This window comes from Gordonia sp. SCSIO 19800 (assembly GCF_018132775.1).
GTDB lineage: Bacteria > Actinomycetota > Actinomycetes > Mycobacteriales > Mycobacteriaceae > Gordonia > Gordonia hongkongensis.
On sequence record NZ_JAGRQM010000003.1, the window covers coordinates 177,076 to 193,662 of the forward strand.

Annotated in this window: 18 protein-coding genes and 1 riboswitch; of the genes, 11 read left to right on the top strand and 7 right to left on the bottom strand. The window is 68.2% G+C overall.

The annotated features are described in order from the left end of the window. Window positions 1-196 precede the first annotated feature (196 nt). From KB201_RS04830 to KB201_RS04840, 3 genes are read right to left on the bottom strand one after another with little or no spacing between them, the layout of a single operon-like run. Window positions 197-1,234, bottom strand: coding sequence for an ABC transporter substrate-binding protein (locus tag KB201_RS04830; protein ID WP_254859671.1), 1,038 nt, complete (start codon window positions 1,232-1,234; stop codon window positions 197-199). 53 nt (window positions 1,235-1,287) lie between these two features. Next, complete coding sequence (locus tag KB201_RS04835) at window positions 1,288-2,094, bottom strand: ABC transporter ATP-binding protein (RefSeq protein WP_211538565.1); 807 nt, start codon at window positions 2,092-2,094, stop codon at window positions 1,288-1,290. Window positions 2,095-2,117: 23 nt separating this feature from the next. Beyond that, window positions 2,118-3,197: an iron ABC transporter permease gene (locus tag KB201_RS04840; protein ID WP_211538502.1), complete on the bottom strand. Its 1,080-nt coding sequence runs from the start codon at window positions 3,195-3,197 to the stop codon at window positions 2,118-2,120. Window positions 3,198-3,243: 46 nt separating this feature from the next. Beyond that, window positions 3,244-3,422, bottom strand: a riboswitch (cobalamin riboswitch). Window positions 3,423-3,572: 150 nt separating this feature from the next. On the opposite strand from KB201_RS04840, the gene KB201_RS04845 reads away from it, so the two are divergent. Further along, window positions 3,573-4,526 carry an L-lactate dehydrogenase gene (locus tag KB201_RS04845; RefSeq protein ID WP_078113046.1) on the top strand — a complete coding sequence of 318 codons (954 nt, stop codon included), beginning with the start codon at window positions 3,573-3,575 and terminating at the stop codon, window positions 4,524-4,526. A 2-nt stretch (window positions 4,527-4,528) separates the two neighbouring features. Here the strand turns inward: KB201_RS04845 and KB201_RS04850 are convergent, their stop codons facing one another. Then, window positions 4,529-5,413 carry an alpha/beta hydrolase gene (locus KB201_RS04850; protein WP_078113047.1) on the bottom strand — a complete coding sequence of 295 codons (885 nt, stop codon included), beginning with the start codon at window positions 5,411-5,413 and terminating at the stop codon, window positions 4,529-4,531. A 126-nt stretch (window positions 5,414-5,539) separates the two neighbouring features. Here KB201_RS04850 and KB201_RS04855 point away from each other — a divergent pair, with 126 nt between their 5' ends. The 6 genes from KB201_RS04855 to KB201_RS04880 all read left to right on the top strand — a co-directional run bounded on the left by KB201_RS04855 (window position 5,540) and on the right by KB201_RS04880 (window position 8,901). Further along, window positions 5,540-5,932, top strand: a complete 393-nt coding sequence (locus tag KB201_RS04855; RefSeq protein ID WP_068971791.1) for a hypothetical protein — start codon at window positions 5,540-5,542, stop codon at window positions 5,930-5,932. Window positions 5,933-6,082: 150 nt separating this feature from the next. Then, on the top strand, window positions 6,083-6,355 hold the full coding sequence (locus tag KB201_RS04860; RefSeq protein ID WP_078113048.1) for an excalibur calcium-binding domain-containing protein: 273 nt from the start codon (window positions 6,083-6,085) through the stop codon (window positions 6,353-6,355). Between the two features lie 21 nt (window positions 6,356-6,376). Continuing rightward, a complete protein-coding gene (locus tag KB201_RS04865; RefSeq protein WP_078113049.1) occupies window positions 6,377-6,853 on the top strand; it encodes a helix-turn-helix domain-containing protein in 477 nt (158 codons plus the stop codon). Further along, window positions 6,850-7,308, top strand: coding sequence for a VOC family protein (locus KB201_RS04870; RefSeq protein WP_078113050.1), 459 nt, complete (start codon window positions 6,850-6,852; stop codon window positions 7,306-7,308). Before KB201_RS04865 ends, KB201_RS04870 begins: the two co-directional genes overlap by 4 nt. Window positions 7,309-7,358: 50 nt before the next feature. After that, window positions 7,359-8,060 (top strand): YoaK family protein, encoded by a 702-nt coding sequence (locus tag KB201_RS04875; RefSeq protein ID WP_249145100.1) that lies wholly within the window; start codon window positions 7,359-7,361, stop codon window positions 8,058-8,060. 10 nt (window positions 8,061-8,070) lie between these two features. Next, the gene (locus tag KB201_RS04880; RefSeq protein ID WP_058253315.1) at window positions 8,071-8,901 is read left to right on the top strand and encodes a DUF2786 domain-containing protein; all 831 of its coding nucleotides are present in this window, start codon (window positions 8,071-8,073) and stop codon (window positions 8,899-8,901) included. Here the strand turns inward: KB201_RS04880 and KB201_RS04885 are convergent. Further along, window positions 8,898-9,839 (bottom strand): YhjD/YihY/BrkB family envelope integrity protein, encoded by a 942-nt coding sequence (locus KB201_RS04885; protein WP_058253352.1) that lies wholly within the window; start codon window positions 9,837-9,839, stop codon window positions 8,898-8,900. The genes KB201_RS04880 and KB201_RS04885 overlap by 4 nt on opposite strands. 153 nt (window positions 9,840-9,992) lie before the next feature. On the opposite strand from KB201_RS04885, the gene KB201_RS04890 reads away from it, so the two are divergent. After that, a complete protein-coding gene (locus tag KB201_RS04890; RefSeq protein ID WP_058253351.1) occupies window positions 9,993-10,511 on the top strand; it encodes a TIGR04338 family metallohydrolase in 519 nt (172 codons plus the stop codon). Between the two features lie 6 nt (window positions 10,512-10,517). Here the strand turns inward: KB201_RS04890 and KB201_RS04895 are convergent, their stop codons facing one another. Together KB201_RS04895 and KB201_RS04900 are read right to left on the bottom strand one after the other, a co-directional pair. After that, window positions 10,518-12,545 carry a CocE/NonD family hydrolase gene (locus tag KB201_RS04895; RefSeq protein WP_058253310.1) on the bottom strand — a complete coding sequence of 676 codons (2,028 nt, stop codon included), beginning with the start codon at window positions 12,543-12,545 and terminating at the stop codon, window positions 10,518-10,520. 214 nt (window positions 12,546-12,759) lie between these two features. Beyond that, window positions 12,760-13,947: a glycoside hydrolase family 76 protein gene (locus KB201_RS04900; protein WP_211538504.1), complete on the bottom strand. Its 1,188-nt coding sequence runs from the start codon at window positions 13,945-13,947 to the stop codon at window positions 12,760-12,762. Window positions 13,948-14,226: 279 nt separating this feature from the next. Here KB201_RS04900 and rplJ point away from each other — a divergent pair, with 279 nt between their 5' ends. From rplJ to KB201_RS04915, 3 genes are all read left to right on the top strand, one after another. Beyond that, window positions 14,227-14,757 carry a 50S ribosomal protein L10 gene (rplJ, locus tag KB201_RS04905; RefSeq protein WP_004019499.1) on the top strand — a complete coding sequence of 177 codons (531 nt, stop codon included), beginning with the start codon at window positions 14,227-14,229 and terminating at the stop codon, window positions 14,755-14,757. Between the two features lie 87 nt (window positions 14,758-14,844). Continuing rightward, window positions 14,845-15,234, top strand: coding sequence for a 50S ribosomal protein L7/L12 (gene rplL, locus KB201_RS04910; RefSeq protein WP_004019500.1), 390 nt, complete (start codon window positions 14,845-14,847; stop codon window positions 15,232-15,234). Between the two features lie 306 nt (window positions 15,235-15,540). Beyond that, entirely contained in the window at window positions 15,541-16,497 is a 957-nt protein-coding gene (locus KB201_RS04915) for a hypothetical protein (protein WP_211538505.1), read from the top strand. Window positions 16,498-16,587 lie beyond the last annotated feature (90 nt).

The following is a 16,587-nucleotide window of genomic DNA, read 5'->3' on the forward strand; positions in this document are numbered from 1 at the left end:
CCGAGAACCGTTGCCGCGAATGTACGTTCGAGTGTACACCGGTGCGAGCGCATTGCAAGCCAAAACTGATGTTGTGCAACGCTATTCGGAGCCGGTAACTTGTCGGTGCCTCGTGGTAGGGGTCCACCGACTTCTCCGTGGGGCGGCGGCATGACGATCGCCGCGGCCCCACGTGTTCAACGGGGCGTCCCGCGACTCACTCCAGCCAGTTGTTGCCCCCGAGGTCCAATTGCGCGACATCCAGGGACGGGGTGATACCGGATTCCGGTGCGAGGCCGTGGTTCTCGAGAACGCCGCGCATGATCTCGGCGGCGTCGATGTTGAGTGGGCTCGACACCCACATCGCGTACGGCAGGTTCACGAAGCGGTTCTCGCGCACGGCCTTCAGGTTCCGGCTCGCCGGATTGGAACGCAGGGCGGCGATCTTCTCGTCGACCGACTGGCCGGGATAGTCGACGAACACGATGACGTCGGGGTCCGCGGTGGTGAGGCGTTCCCAGCTCACGGCGGTCCAGGTGTCCTCGATGTCCTCGGTCGCGTTGCGCGCGCCCGCGGCGTCGATGATGCCCTGCGGGCCGCCGAAGGATCCGGAGGAGAAGATGGTGTCCGAGACGCTGTCGAAGACGAAGACCGTCGGTTTCGCGGCGGGTTGTGGTGCGGCGCGCAGCTTCTCGAGGCGGTCGGCCACCTCGTCGGCCGCGGCGGCGCCCTGCTCGGGATTGCCGGTGAGGGTGCCGATGTTGCGCAGATCGGTGTCGAGCGCGACCCACGGGTCCATGGTGCCGCGCTGCGCCTCGCCCTCGGTCTGCCGGCACGCCTCGGACAACTGGTACACGTCGATGCCGTGTCCGGCGAGGATCTCGGGTGTGATCCCGCGCGATTCGCTCATGCCGTAGTTGTATCCGGCATACAGCACTTGGGGTTTCGCCGCGACGATGTTCTCGAGGGTGGGACGTTCGGTCGCGACCTCGTTCAGGGTGTCGACCTGGGGTCCGTACTCGAGCCGCAGGATGTCCTTGTCCCGGGCGAGCGCGCTGACCGCCACCATGTTGTCACGGGCACCGGCGGCGAGTGCGATCGCAATCATGCCGCCGTCGTTGACGAACAACCGGTCGAGGGGTTGCGGGAAGGCGACGTCGGCTCCGCAATTGGTTACGGTGACAGTGCTTTCCGACGCTGCGGTGCTGTCGGCACCGCAGGCGGTGGCAGTTCCCAGGATCAGTGTCGCCGCCACGATGGCGACGGTCGGGTGGACTCGGGACGTACGTATGGTCAAAGGATGTCCTCTCACGGGATGTCTTTCGTCAGAGCGCTGGGGGCGGGTGTGGTGGTGGGAGTGTTCAGGAGCAGATGGGGCAGGCCCGTCGATGGATGGTCGACGACGGTGCCGGACACCTCGAAGACGTCGGCCAGCAGAGCCGGCGTCAGCACCTCGACGGGTGGTCCGTGCACGATGACACCACCGTCGGAAACCACTGCGACGGAGTCGAAGTGACGCAACACCAGGTCGAGGTCGTGCATCGCCGCGACCACGGTGGCGTCGAGTTCGTCGAGGATCTCCATCAGTCGTAGTCGCCAGGCGGCGTCCAGGTGATTGGTGGGTTCGTCGAGCACCAGGATCGGGGTCTGCTGAGCGAGCGCGCGGGCGAGGACGACGCGGTGCCGTTCGCCGCCGGACAGCTGGGTGCACGAGCGGGTGCCCCAGCCGTCGAGCCCGACCTGGATCAACGCGCGATCGACCACCGTCTTGTCGTCGGAACTCCCGGTGGACCAGGCCGACCGGTACGGGGTCCGGCCGAGGCCGACCGCCTCGCCGACCGTCAGCTCCGCGGAGGGCTGTTCCTCCTGGCCGACCACCGCCATCGACATGGCGCGGCGTCGCGAGGGGATGCGGTGGAGGTCGTTTCCGTTCACCTCGACGGTGCCGGCGACCGGGCGTTCGAGACCGCACAGCGTGCGCAGCAGGGTGGTCTTGCCGGAACCGTTGGGCCCGACGATGGCCAGTCGGGTGCCGGCGGGGACCGCGAGATCGACATCCCGCAGTACGACGCGGCCACCTCGACGGCACGCAAGCGCGTTCGCGCGCAACGACATCGACGATGCGCGGGCGGGGTCGGTCACGAGCCTCCCCCGAACACGTACTGGCGTCGTCCCATGAGGAACAGGAAGATCGGTGCCCCGATCAGTCCGGTCACGATGCCCAGCGGCATCTCGCGCGGTGCGGCCGCCACCCGCGAGATCACGTCGACCCACACCAGGAAGAGCGCACCGCCGCAGACCGCCACCGGCAACATCGCGCGGTGGGTGGCGCCGACCAGGAGCCGCGCCGCGTGCGGGACGATCAGACCGACGAAGCCGATGCCGCCCGCCACCGCGACGAGCACGCCGACCAGGAGACCCTGGACACCGAACAGCGCGTTGAGCATCGCGCGTACCGGCACGCCCAGCGACGTCGCGGTGTCGGTGCCGGCCGCGTAGGCATCGAGCCAGGAGTGGATGGCGAGCATGGCCACGACGGTGACCAGCACGACCGCCCCGGCGATCTGCACTTTCGCCCAGGTGGCGCCCGCGACGCTGCCGAGCATCCAGAACATCACGTTGTCGGCGGCGTGCGGGTCGGCGGCGGTGAACACCAGCAGCGACGACAACGCCATGAACGCCGAGGACAACACCACCCCGGACAGGATGAGTCGCAGCGCGGTCAGCCCGCCCTGGGCGCGGGCCACCAGGTACACCGTGACGGTGGCGGCCAGCGCGCCGAGTAGCGCCCCGCCGGACAGCGCCCAGACTCCCAGTCCCGCGAGCACGCCGAGGGTCATTACCGCGGTGGCCCCGACCGCCGCGCCGGCGGACACACCCAGCAGATACGGCTCGGCCAGCGGGTTGCGGACCAGGGCCTGCATGAGTGCGCCGGCCAGCGCCAGCCCGGCTCCGACCAGCGCGGCCAGCACGGACCGGGGCAACCGGAGATCCCAGATGATGACGGCGTGCGCGGAGTCGAGCTCGGCCCCGGTCATCCGGCCGACGACGGTGTGCCACACGTCGCCGACGGGGATGGTCTCCGCGCCGAAAGCGGTGGCCAGGGCGATGCTGAGGAGGGTGAGGACGAACAGTACTGCGGCTAGCGGCGTCGACGGGAGTCGCCGGACCGGCGGGGCGGTCGCGCTCTCGGTCGTGCCGTCGGTACGACGGGACACGGGTGGTACTGCCTATCGGTCTGGGTATCTGTGCGCGAGATACACGATGGACTCGAGCGAGAACGGCCGGTAATCGGACTCGGGATCGTGGCGCCGGCGCCTTCCCGGGTCGCCCCGGTGTCCGCGCCGAATCCGTCTCCCATACCGTTGCGCGCCAGTCCCGGATTCACACCGGGTTCCCTGACACCCACGTGTGCGGGTGTGACCGTTCTCGGGGCTGAACATACCAACAACGATTCGCTACACCTGAGTCAGATGTCGCAGTTCGTGGTTCTGGGCGCAACGATGCGCGACAACGGTGCCCGGACAGCCGACACGCGAGCACCTACGCTGGGTGCCGACGATCGATGAACCCGACGCGGAAACGGTGAAGCGATGGACGTACGAGACACGAAGCTGGCCATCATCGGGGCGGGTGCGGTGGGCACCGCGATCGCCTACTCGTCCCTCATCCGAGGTGTCGCACGGACCATCGCCCTCCTCGACATCAACGCTGCCAAGGTGACCGCCGAGGTGCTCGACATGTCGCATGGCCTCGAGTTCGTGCCCCGCGCGGACATCATCGGATCCGACGACGTGTCGGTGTGCGCGGACGCCGACGTCGTCGTGTTCACCGCCGGCGCGAAGCAGAAGCCCGGGCAGTCGCGCCTCGAATTGGCCGAGGCCACAATCGGTCTGACACGCGCCATCCTCCCCGGGGTCTTGGCGGTGGCCCCGAACGCGATCTATGTGATGGTCACCAACCCCGTCGACATCGTCACCTACGCCGCCCAGGAGATCAGCGGGCTGTCACCGCACCAGGTCTTCGGGTCGGGCACGGTGCTGGACTCTTCCCGGCTGCGGTTCCTGATCGCGCAGCACTGCGGGGTCGCGGTGCAGAGCGTGCACTCCTACATCGTCGGCGAACACGGCGACAGTGAGATCCCGCTGTGGAGTTCGGCGTCGATCGGGGGCGTGCCGCTCACCTCGTGGACGCCGCTGCCCGGCCGTCCGGCGATGGACGCCGTTGCGCGCGAACGTATTCACCACGAGGTCGTGCACGCCGCGTACACCATCATCGAGGGCAAGGGGGCGACGAACTACGCGATCGGTCTGGCCTCGACGCGCATCGTCGAGGCGATCCTGAACAACGAACACCGGGTGCTGCCGGTGTCGACGAGGGCGGACGGCATCGAGGGGCTCGACGGCGTGTGCCTCTCGTTGCCGACCGTCGTCGACCGCGGTGGTGCCCAGACCCGCCTCGATGTCCCGCTGTCGGACTCCGAGCGGGCGGGTCTGCTGGCATCGGCGGAAACGCTGCGCGGGATGCAGGCGCGGTTCGGGTTCTGACGTCACACGGGGACGGTCCCGCGCAAGAACTCGAGCTGATCGGCGACCACCCGCTCGAAGTCGTCGCCGACGTAGATGTCGAAATGTCCTGCCGGATAACGAATCACTCGCGCTGCCGGGGCGCGGCGGGTGTACCGGGCAGTCGGTCCGGCCGGCGCCACGGTGTCCTCGTCGCAGATGCACACGAGCGTGGGACAGGTGAGCTTTCGCAATGCCCGACCAGGCGTGTGCAGCGGGATGGCGAGACCGACCCGCGCGGCGACCTCGTTGATGAACTCCAGGTCGTCGGGCACCAGCGGCAGGTATCCCGACACCGCGTCGGGTGCCGTCATCAGGGCGGCCGAGCCGGACGCACCGGCGAGGCCGACGGTGACCGGCGGACGGCCCAGTGCCGAACCCGCCAGATCCGCGAGCGCGCGCACGGTCACCTTTGCCCCGGACGCCACTCCCAGGGCAGCGGTGGAGGCTATTCCACTGGTGAAGGGGCACTGGGAGATCACCGCGGCCACCCGGCCGTCGCGTTCGCCCGCGACGAGGGCGTGTCCGCCGCCGAAGGAGGTGCCCCACAGTACTATTCGTGAGGTGTCGACACCGCTGAGTGTTCGGGCGAAGGCGATTGCCGCGGCCCAGTCGTCGAGTTGGCGGCGAATGGACAGCAGCTGTCGCGGTTCGCCGTCGCTGTCGCCGAAGTGGCGGTAGTCGAACACCAGGCACGAGTATCCCGCGGCGGTGAAGCGCTCGGCGAACGCGTCCAGGCGCATCCGCCGGACCGCACCGAGCCCGTGCGCCATCACGATGACCGGCGCCGGAGTGGTTCCCTCGGGCAGGTACCACCAGGCCCGGCATGTCGTCCCGGACGAATCGAACTCGACGTCGTTCCTGATCATCGTTTCCCCCGCTGTCGGTGGTTGCCTGGCCGGACTGTACCAATACGCGTTGTCGAATGGCAGGCTCGTGGCAGGCTGTGGAAAGCGAGATGGAACCCGACGTCGACGCTGCTAGCGTCTGCCGTCGTGAAGAGATTGATAGCGGGGGCGTTGATCGCCGGAACAGCAGTATTCGGATTGGCCGTGGGCGCGGGTGATTCCGACGCCAAGATCAAGCCGGGCAACTACAAACATCAGCAGCTCATCTACGGGGTCATCCCGACCCCGGAGTCGAACGTCCGGGTCATCGGCAACGGGTTGTACACCGACTACTACGGACTCGGACCGTGGAATCTGTCGCGTCAGCAGATCCAGCACACGAAGAGTGGTGGCGTCGTCGCGTTGACCGCGGACCCGCCCGTGCAGTGGTACCAACGGGTCGAGTATCGGCGTACCAAGAACGGTTACACCGGTACGACGTACATCCTCGGCGGCATCCCGACCGGCAACGTCCTGCTCAAGGAGCAACCCCGCCGCTGACCCCGCGCCTTCCGATCCCAGGTCCGGCCGATGGCGTGTCCGTCGGCCGGACCAATCTTCGCGTCGCATGCGCTTTTCGCCGGCCGGAACCCGTAGTGTCACTTCGTCACGTTGAGGTGTCGGGGGACACTACGAAGAAGGCCAAGCACGATGCGTTGCTCGCGAAAGATGGTTCTCGGATTCCTGGTCGCGGCGTCGATGACGATCGCTCCGCTGATGGTGGCGGCACCCGCCGCGGCGGCAACCGACTACGCCAATTGCACCGAACTGCGCGGCGACTACCCGCACGGTGTCGGGAAGACCGGCGCCGTCGACTCGACGTCGGGTACGCCGGTCACGACGTTCACCGTCGACGACGAACTGTACGAGGCGAACTCCGAGAGCGACCGCGACGGGGACGGCATCGCCTGCGAGAAGCACTGAGCGTGCGTCACACTGGGTGACGTGTTCACCCAGGTCGAGGACGAGAACCGCCGGTTGCTCCGTGCGCGCGACGCCATCGACCGCTCCTACGCCGACGACCTCGACATCGCAACGCTCGCCCGCATCTCGCTGATGTCGCCGTCGCACTTCATCCGCCGGTTCCGGGCCGTGTTCGGGGAGACGCCGCACCGCTACCTGCAGCGTCGGCGCATCGAGCGGGCCTGTGCCCTCCTTCGGACCACCGACGTCCTGGTGCTCGACGTCGCGTTGCTGGTCGGCTACGACAGTCCTGGCACGTTCGGCCGGACGTTCAGCCGAATCGTCGGCTCCAGTCCCACGGCCTACCGGCAGCGTGTCGCTCCGATTCCCGTTCCCGGTTGCTTCGTGCGCCAGTGGACCAGGCCGAGCGATGCTGCCACCGGGGTCCCGCGAGCGGCCGAAGTGAGCGATTTCGGAGAAGCGCCGGCCGGGCCGCCGGTCGTATCGTCGGGCGCATGATCAACGGCATCGGTATCCATTCCGTCTACGTCCTCGATCAGGACGTCACACTCGACTTCTACGTCGGCACACTCGGTTTCACGGTCGACACCGACGTCGACATGGGTTTCATGCGGTGGTTGACGATCGCGCCGCCCGGTCAACCCGACCGGCTCATCCTGCTCGAGAAGCCCGGGCCGCCCGCGCTTTCCGACGAGACCGCCGCGAAGATCCGCGACCTCGTGACGCAGGGGGCGATGCCGGTGACGATCCTGTCGACCGACGATTGCCGCGGCACCCACGCGGCGCTCGTCGCACGCGGCGTCGAGTTCACCCAGGACCCCGAAGACCAGCCCTACGGCACCGATTGTGCGTTCCGGGACCCGTTCGGCAATGCGTTGCGAATGACCCAGCGGGCCGTCTCCGCCCGGCCGATCCGAGCCGAGGACATCGCCTGCTGGGCACCGGACGATTGACCTGGTCCGCCGACCATCCCGACCGGCACGCAGGCGTTAGATTCGTGCCCATGGCGGTCCGACTCGACAAGTACCTGAGCAGCAACCACCCGGACATCGCGATCGCGGCGGCGTTGCTGTTCCTGGCCGGGCTGGTCGACGCCATCGCGTTCGTCGTGCTCAAGGGCAGCTTCGTCGCGTTCATGTCCGGCAATTCGACGATCCTGGGAGCGTCGACCGCCGCGGGCGGGTGGTCGACGATCGCGATCGTCGCCGGACTCGTCGCGGCCTTCTTCGGCGGGGCCGTGGGCGGCGCGGCACTCGGTCGCTGGGGCGGACAGCACTCGCCGGTCTGGGTTCTCGTGGCCGTGACGGTGACGCTTCTCGCCGGCACCGTTGTCGCGCTGACCGCGTCGCCGACGGCCGGGATGATCGTGGTGGCGACGGCGACCGGCGCGATCAACTCGGCGCTGTCGCACACGTCGGCGGTGCCGGGCGGCTTGACGTACGTCACCGGCACGCTGGTGAAGTCCGCGCACGAGCTGGTCGCCTCGCTGGGTACCGATCGACCGTGGGCGTGGCTGGCGGTGTTCTGGATGTGGCCGGTGTTCGTCCTGGGCGCGGTGTGCGGCGGTTTCGCAGAACGTCACTGGGGTGTCGCCGGGTTGTGGGCCGGGGTCGCGATCGCCGCCTGCACCCTCCTCCTTCGGGTTGCCGAGACGTTGTCTCGGGGCAATTCGCGCTCAGATGGAACCGATCTTGCCGCTGGATAGTCTGAGTTACATGCGCGACGACAAGCTGCTCACCCGGATCTCCGCCCTTCTCCGTCAAGCGGAGAACACCGACAACGAGCACGAGGCCGAGACCTTCATGCAGGCCGCCCAGCGGCTCGCGACGGCGTCGTCGATCGACCTGGCGGTAGCGCGGGCCCACGACCCCGCGGCGCGCAAGAAGGTCACCCCGATCAGTCGACAGATCGCGATCGGCGAGCCCGGCAAACGCGGACTGCGGACCTACGTGCAGCTCTTCGTTGCCATCACCGCCGCCAACGACGTGACCGTCGACGTGGCGAGCAACTCGACCTTCGTGCTCGCCTACGGGTACGAAGCCGACATCGACGCCTGCGAGGCCCTCTACACGTCGCTGATCGTGCAGATGGTCGCGGCCAGCGACGCCTACCTGCGGTCGGGTGCCTACAAGGGCGAGACGTTCGCGCGGGTCGTCACCCGCGGGAACGGGTGGCGAGCCCGGCGGGTGATCGAGGAGAAGCCGTTGTCGCCGATCACGGCGCGGCTCAACTTCCAGTCGGCGTTCGCCGAACGCATCGGCAAGCGTCTCGCCGAGGCCCGCGACGCGGCGCGTGCGGAGGCCCTGGCCGCCGAACGCGACTCCGGGGAGACCACGCGCTCGACGGCGGTCGCGTTGCGCAACAAGGAGATCGAGGTCACCGACTTCTACCGGACCGAGTCGAGCGCCCGCGGGACGTGGCGTCCGTCGAGCGCCTCGGCCGGCTACTCGGAGGCCGCACGCCGCGCCGGCGACCGCGCGGGACGTCGCGCGAAGATCGGTGCCGACCGCGAGTTCGGCGGTGCGCGTGGCGCTTTGGAGGGTTAGGGCTCCACGCGCGTGGGCGGGGCGTCCACCGGACTCCCGGGAGGCCGGTCGTACCAGGATGCAGACGGGTGCGGGACGAACGGTGTCGGTGTGCCGGCCCACCGCCGCACCCACCGGCCCAGACGACCCTCGTCCGTTGCCACGGCGTGCACGACGATGGCGGTGACGACGAGGATCAGCGCGAACACGAACAGCCAGCTGATCGCGACGAAGACGACACCGAGGGTGCCGTAACTGCGGATGGTGCCCGCCGCGAGCGTCGGCAGTGCGACGCGGCTGCCGGCGAGCAGGGCGGTGATGAGGATGCCGGTACCGAGGCCGTTGAGGACGAGCAGCTTCATCGGTACCTGCGACGACACCAGGAGCCGCGGGATCGCGGTGAAGGTGACCGACCAGATCAACACGGTCACGGCGACGATGAGCCCGATTCCCAGGACGCCCCGATCGCCGATGTGCATGCCAAACAGCGAGGTGGCCTCCACTCCGGTGGACAGACCCTGCACGGTGACCGCGGCGGGGATGAGGAAGACGACGACGACCCATCGCCAGAAGCTGCTCCACGGCAGTTTGGCGACGTCCCAGATCGACACATACATTCGGCCGAGAGCACGGGACAGGGAGGTGGCGCCGGCGATGGTCATCAGCGCACCGACGATGCCGAAGGTCGTCGCCGAGGTCGGGTCGTCGATCGTGGGCGTGTCGAGACTGCTGACGGGGATACCGAGCTGGGTCAGTGCGTCGTCGACGACGCTGGCGCCCGGCAGGGTGAGCACCAGGATCACGACCGGGAGGATCGAGGTGAAGGCCTGCGCGGCCAGGGTCATCGACCGGTCCGTGAGATTACCCCGAGCCATGTCGATGACGATGCGGAGCATCAGGGAGGCGCCGGGCAGTCGCATCACGCGCTCGCGTACGGCATCGAGGTCGGGACGGCGCATGAAGTCTCCCATCGGCTCCGGGGTGAGCTTCGGCCCGCTCGCTTCGCTCCCGGCGCCGTGGCTCCTCGGCCCGCTCGCTTCGCTCCCGGCGCCGTGGCTCCTCGGCCCGCTCGCTTCGCTCCCGGCGCCGGGTCTCTCATCATCGGCGATGCCGTGAGTGAACGGGACACCGGGCGCGCACGATTCTATGAGGCCGAGCACCTCGTGCATCGCCTGTTCGACAACGTGTCGTCGTCACGGACGGTGCAACTCGCCGGCACCGAGGTCACCCTCCCCGCGGAGGCGCGCTTCGCCTCGATCGACGCCGTCGACGACTACGTGGGCCGCGTGCTCGCGCTGCCGGGTGTGCGGTCGAGTTTCGAGCGCGCGTCGCACCCGGTATCGGTCCGCGAACGGCGCGGCCAGCGGTCCGCCCACTACGCGGCGCGGGTTCGCAGATCCGACGGTGTGCCGGTCGCCGCCGAGATCGCCATCCCGTCCGCGGCCGACGGACGCTGGGCGCTGCGTGAACTGGTGGTGCTGCACGAGCTCGCCCATCACCTCGACGGCACGACCGGCCCGGCTCACGGGCGCGGATTCGTGCTGACGCTCATCGAACTCGTCGGGCTCGTACTGGGGCCCGAAGCCGCGTTCGTCTATCGCGTCGTGCTGTCGGATTCCGGGGTGGGGTGAACGACCTCAGCGCAGCCCGTCGCCGGCGAGCAGCGTCAGGTGGCTCGGGTGGTCGGGGTCGAGGACCAGACGCTGGTGTCGTCGTCCGCGTGCCTTGATGAGGTCGGGCACGAGCGTCAGGTAGCGCGGCAGGCTCGCGGCGTAGACGTCGACCCGGAGCCGATGGCCCGGCTGCAGGACCGCGTCGGTGGGGACGAGATCGACGTCGAGGCGGATCGGTTCGTCGGCGGGCACCGGCAGCTTGCGCTTGCGGGACAGATAGTGGTGCGCCGAGAGCAGGCTGCCGTCGTCGGCGTACGTCGACTTCGATTGGTCCAGTGCGCGATTCGACGCCGACAGCGCGCCGTTGGTCAGCACCACCGACGTACCGTCGGGTGCGACGTCGTTCACGGTCACCGCCCAGACGGCCTCGTGTGCCGTGGTGGCGACGTTGAGGCGCAGGTTCATCGCACCGCTGATCGGAGTGGCCTCTCCGACCGGCTCGGTGGTGAACGACAACGCGCCCCGCTCCTGGTATCGCGCGTCCCGGGCGAAGTCCGCGCCGAGGGCCAGCGTCGCCCCCGCGGTCACCTGGGTCATGTCCCGGGACCGGAGCCCCCGGGTGTCGGGCCGGACGTGTAGGGACGAAACACCCTGTGCGGGAGTGGTGCTCAGCGAACCGTCATGGACGCAATGGTCGGCGGTCGACGACGATTCGGCAGTCAGGTAGAGCCGCGTCGGGGCCACCCCGGGACGGGGGAAGCTCTGGCCCGCGGTCCACGCCCCGCCCTGCTGCAGCATGGTGACCGGCCCGTAGTACTCGATCCCGTTGCGGTGCCCCTTGAGCCAGCGGTCGAACCACGCGCGTTCGAGGACGTCCAGGCGCGGTGGAGCGAACTTGCCGCCGTATCCCGACCCCACGTCGAGGTGATAGCCGTCGCCGACGATCATCTGCTTGCGGCCCGGCTCCATCTGCAGGCGTTCGTACACCCCGGTTGCGCTGCGGCCGAACAGATCATGCCAGGCACCGACGGTGAAGGTGGGAGCTTCGATGCGGTCGACGATCGGGTCGCGGTCGTCGAAGTACGGGTCGTCGAAGATGCGTGGATCGCGGGCGGTGAGGAACCCCCACAGCAGCGAGGGGATCTCGGTGGCCGGGGATTTCACCCGGTCGATCGCCCAGCGCACCGCGTCGCCGCGCACGAGGTCGCGGATCACGTTGGCGGGGTTGGGAACCCACTTGAGCATGTTGACCGCGGACAACCACACCGGGATGAAGGCCGACGGCATGCCGCCGGTGATGTAGATGTCGCGCACAAGGTCGTCGCAACCCTCTACGGCGAACACGGCTTTCAGCTGTGGCGGCCGCTTGTCCGCGGCCTGCAGCGAGTTGATCGCCGAGTACGACCAGCCGGCCATCCCGACGGTCCCGTCGCACCACTCCTGCTCGGTCACCCAATCGATGACCTCCACCGAGTCCTGCTGCTCGCGAGGGCCGAGGATCTGCCATTTACCCAGGCTCGCGCCGGTTCCGCGGACGTCGACGACGACCTGCACGTACCCGCTGCGTACCAGGTTGCGATTGATGCCGAAGACGTCGAAGACCCCGCCCGACAGGGTCTGTGTCAGCGTCGTGAGTCCCTCGAGGGCCGTGCCCGTCGCGTCCATCGACCGGGATGCAGTGTGCAGTGCCTTGCCGAGGACGGGGGCGTGGAGGGTCTGGTCGATGAAGTCGATGGCCGCGCGGTTGTACGGGTTGATGTTGATGACCGCGGGATAGGGCGTGAGGATCGTCTGCCCGAACCGGTTGGCGGGCCGGATGACCGTGGCGCGCAGCACCACGCCGTCGCTCATGGTGATGGAGACGTTCCGGTCGATGACGACGCGCGGGTAGAGCTGCTTGCCGTCGACCTGCTCGCGCCAGCGGATACCGTCGGCGCCGCCGGTGGGATCACCCAGGGGGAGCGTGCCGAAATGCGGCGCACCAGTGGTGCGGGTTCGCGTCGACGGAGCGACACGGGCGCGCGGCTGTGTGGGATCCAGCTGGTACGTCATGGTGCATCACCCTGCCTGGGATGAGGTGTCGCACCCGCGAGTTGTTGCACGGATCGAGACGGCCGGGTGGACACCGACACCCCGTCGTGTCGGTCGCTTGCTTCCCGGCCCGTCCGCTGGCTGCGGATTACAGTGTGGTCCAGGTCACTTCACGTAGTCGCTGAAGGATAACTCAGCGGCGGTATCGGATGGCTAACGAGGGGGCGTCTTTTGGTCATGCCCGCGTGTGTTCCTGGTCACATTCAGGTAAACCCAGATCGATGGCGGCCGCCGCCTCGAGCACCATCCACGCCGACAACTGCACCGACAGATCCCGCTCCGGGACCTCGGAAGGATTGACGGCGCCTGCCACGAACTGGGCTTTCGTGCCGGCGTCGGTCGGGATCACCGCGTTTCGTCGCCAGTCGCTGGAGAAGATCACCCGTCCGGCGACCTCGGTGCGATGAGCCCACGCGGCGTCCGCGCTACGGGTCACGATCCGGGCTGCCCGCGTACGGAGTTCATCCGAACCGTCGACCTCGGGCAGGTCGGTGGCGATGAGTGCGAGGTAGCGGGCCAGCACGCCGTGGAAGAGGCCGCCGTCGCCGCCGCCTCCGCCGTTGATCACCCCGTCGGTGCAGGAGTGGTGCTCGACGGCGCCGAGCAGCCGGGCCAGCCGGTCGAGGTGCCGGCGATCTCCGGTCGCCCGCAACGCCTCGAGTTCGGCGCCCAGCACGACGCCCTGGCAGTAGGTGTAGGTGCCGGTCTCGGGTTTCAGTGAACCGTCGGGCAGCTTCTTGAGACCGTCGATGACCAGATGGGTGTCGGGATCGACGAGGTTGGCGTCCATCCAGTCGCACATCGCCACGGCGCGTTCGACGTGACCCGTGCGTGCCAGCAGGATCGCGGCCGGGCCGTTGGCCGGTGCGTTGAAGAACTGATCGGCCTTGCGCCAGGGGATGCCGCCGCCGTCCGCGGGCACCCAGGCGTCGAGCATCTGCCCGGCGAGGACACGGAGTCCGCTCGCATGGTCGAGGTGCAGGTGCCGGTCGGCGCGTTCGATGGCCAGTCCCAGCCACGCCATGTCGTCGTAATAGTTGTTGGTCCAGCGGCCGCCGTTGCGGACCCGGATGCCGCGCAGCAGCCGGTTGGCGTCGTCGGCGACGTCGGGGTCGAAGGAGCGGTCCGAGCCGACACGGTGGATCGCGGCGTCGACGATCAGGTCGACGAGGTGTGCCTGCCACCAGTAATGCCAGGATCCGAACTGGGCCTGCACGCGCCCGATGGGCCAGGCGACAGCTCCGGCACGTGTCCCCGGCAGCCAGAAGGCCCGCTGCAGGTGACGGTCGTAGATGGCGTCCGCGGCGGCCTGTGCGCGGGCGTTGGGGTCCCGCAGGTCCGACGATTTGGATTGTTCGTCCACGTCCGCGTAGCCTAGTGGTCGATGTGATGCACACCCGTGCGTCGTATCGGTTCAACCAGAGACCGTTGGTCGTCGGGATTTCCCGGACGAAGGCGCGACGAGGTCGCCGGCCCACGCAGGATGAACGAGGAATGTCGCTCCACACGAACAGTGTGTGCGTTCACGCCCCGTGCCTGTGTGCCGGGGCGTTTGTCATCTCCGCCCTCGATCGCCTCCCGATGCCCGTCGCTCTTTTGTTGGACTCGACCAACTCATAGTGACGAGGAGAGGAGGCGAAGTATGGCCAAGTCCGAAAAGGTCGCCGCAGTTGCGGAGATCGCGGAGCAGTTCAAGAGCTCCACGGCGACGGTTGTCACGGAATACCGTGGCCTGTCCGTCACCCAGATCAGCACGTTGCGACGTTCCCTCGGTGAGGGTGCAACCTACTCCGTCGCCAAGAACACCCTGGTGAAGCGTGCCGCTGCTGAGGCGGGCGTGGAAGGGCTCGACGAGCTGTTCACCGGTCCGACCGCCATCGCCTTCATCGAAGGTGAGCCGGTCGTGGCCGCGAAGGCGATCAAGACGTTCGCCAAGGACAACAAGGCGCTGGTCATCAAGGGCGGGTACATGGACGGCCGCGCGCTGTCCATTGCCGAGATCGAGCAGATCGCCGACCTTGAGACCCGTGAGGTCTTGCTGGCCAAGCTCGCCGGTGCCATGAAGGGCAACTTGGCTAAGGCCGCCGGTCTGTTCAACCAGCCGGCTTCGCAGGTGGCGCGCCTGGCCGCGGCCCTGCAGGAGAAGAAGAACGAAGCCGGCGAGACCGAATAGGTCGTCCGCCGCACCACACCAATCCCCGAACCGTACGGGGATGAACACCAAAGCCCCGTACGGGGACTGACAGGAAGGACGCCAACCATGGCGAAGCTCACCGCTGACGAGCTCATCGATCAGTTCAAGGAACTGACCCTGCTGGAGCTCAGCGATTTCGTGAAGAAGTTCGAAGAGGTCTTCGAGGTCACCGCTGCGGCTCCGGTCGCCGTCGCCGCTGCCGGTGCCCCGGCTGCCGGTGGCGCCGAGGCCGCTGCCGAGCAGGACGAGTTCGACGTCATCCTCGAGGGTGCCGGCGACAAGAAGATCCAGGTCATCAAGGTCGTCCGCGAGGTCGTCTCGGGCCTGGGCCTGAAGGAAGCCAAGGACCTCGTCGAGAGCGCTCCGAAGGCCCTGCTGGAGAAGGTCGACAAGGAGGCCGCCGAGGCTGCCAAGGCCAAGCTCGAAGAGGCCGGCGCCAAGGTTTCGGTCAAGTAAGACCGACTCACGCGCAAGCGTTTCACGAGCCCGGGACAGCATCGCTGTCCCGGGCTCGTTGCTGTCTGCTGTCTGCGCCCCTCGCCCTCGGTCCGCGGCGAACTCGTCGGCCTGCTGCGGCTTCGGCCGGCGGTCTCCCCGGATTGAAGTCGCACGCGACATCGATCCGTCGGTGCGACCTCGATCGAAGTCGCACCGACGGACTGACATCGCATGCGACTTCGATCCGGGGGCTCGGCGCACGGTGCGCAGGGGGAAATCCGGAATGGGATGCAACCGAGACGGGGTCGTGTGCGTCCAAGACGCATGGCCTGGTTCCCTGCTGACAGTTTTCCCACCGACCGCCACGGGCTGATCCGTCGAGAGGCGACACTCCGGGCGGGTATCGGCGATGGCGTGGTCACCACTGCAGTCGCACGGGGAGCACTCGTCCGTCTCGCGCCGGGCGTGTGGATCGCCGCGTCGGCGGAGTTCGACGGCCCCGACGGCGCCGACAGGCTCTATCGGAAGCGGTCGATCGCCGTCGCCACCTCCGCGCGAGACCGCGGTGTCGCGACCCTCAGCCATCAGTCCGCTGCCGCTCTTCTCGGCCTCGCGACACTGCATCCTCAGCGTGAGACGGTCCACCTCACCAAGCCGTCGAGTTCGAGCGGCGGGTTCGTCCGTGGGCACCGCCACGTCCACAACGGCCCACTGGGCAGAGATGAGACGGTGGTCGTCGAAGGTGTCCTGGTCACCCGCGCCGAACGCACCGCGGTGGACATCGCCATGTCCGGCGACTTCGCTCAAGCGCTCGTCGTCTTCGACCAGGCGCTGCGCATGGGGGCGGATCCCGGGCTGATGTCCACGATGGTCGACAGCCGCGCAGGCTGGCGCAACGTCGGTGTCGCACGTCAGGCGCTGGATGTTGCCGACGCGCGCGCCGAGAGTGTCGGTGAGTCGTGGAGCCGAGCGCAGATGGTTCTGGCCGGACTGCCGACGCCGCGCCTGCAGCACACGTTCCAGACGCCGCACGGCGAGGCGCGGGCCGACTTCGACTGGGATGGACGAATCATCGGCGAGTTCGACGGTCTCCAGAAGTACGGACTCGTGGGTCCGGGCGAATCCCCTCGGGATGTGTTGATCCGAGAGAAGCGGCGCGAGGACGCCCTCCGCGCCCAAGGGATCGTCGTGATCCGTTGGACGTGGGCGACGCTGGAATCCGGCGAGCTCGTCGGCCTCTTGCGGCCGTGGCTGGCGAAATTCGGTCACACAGCTGCCTGAGCCGCACCTCCGCGCTAACGCCGGAGACCGCCGGATCGACATCATTCCGACGCCACCGCCCATCGACTTCGAGGGTGGTCATTGGGCGTC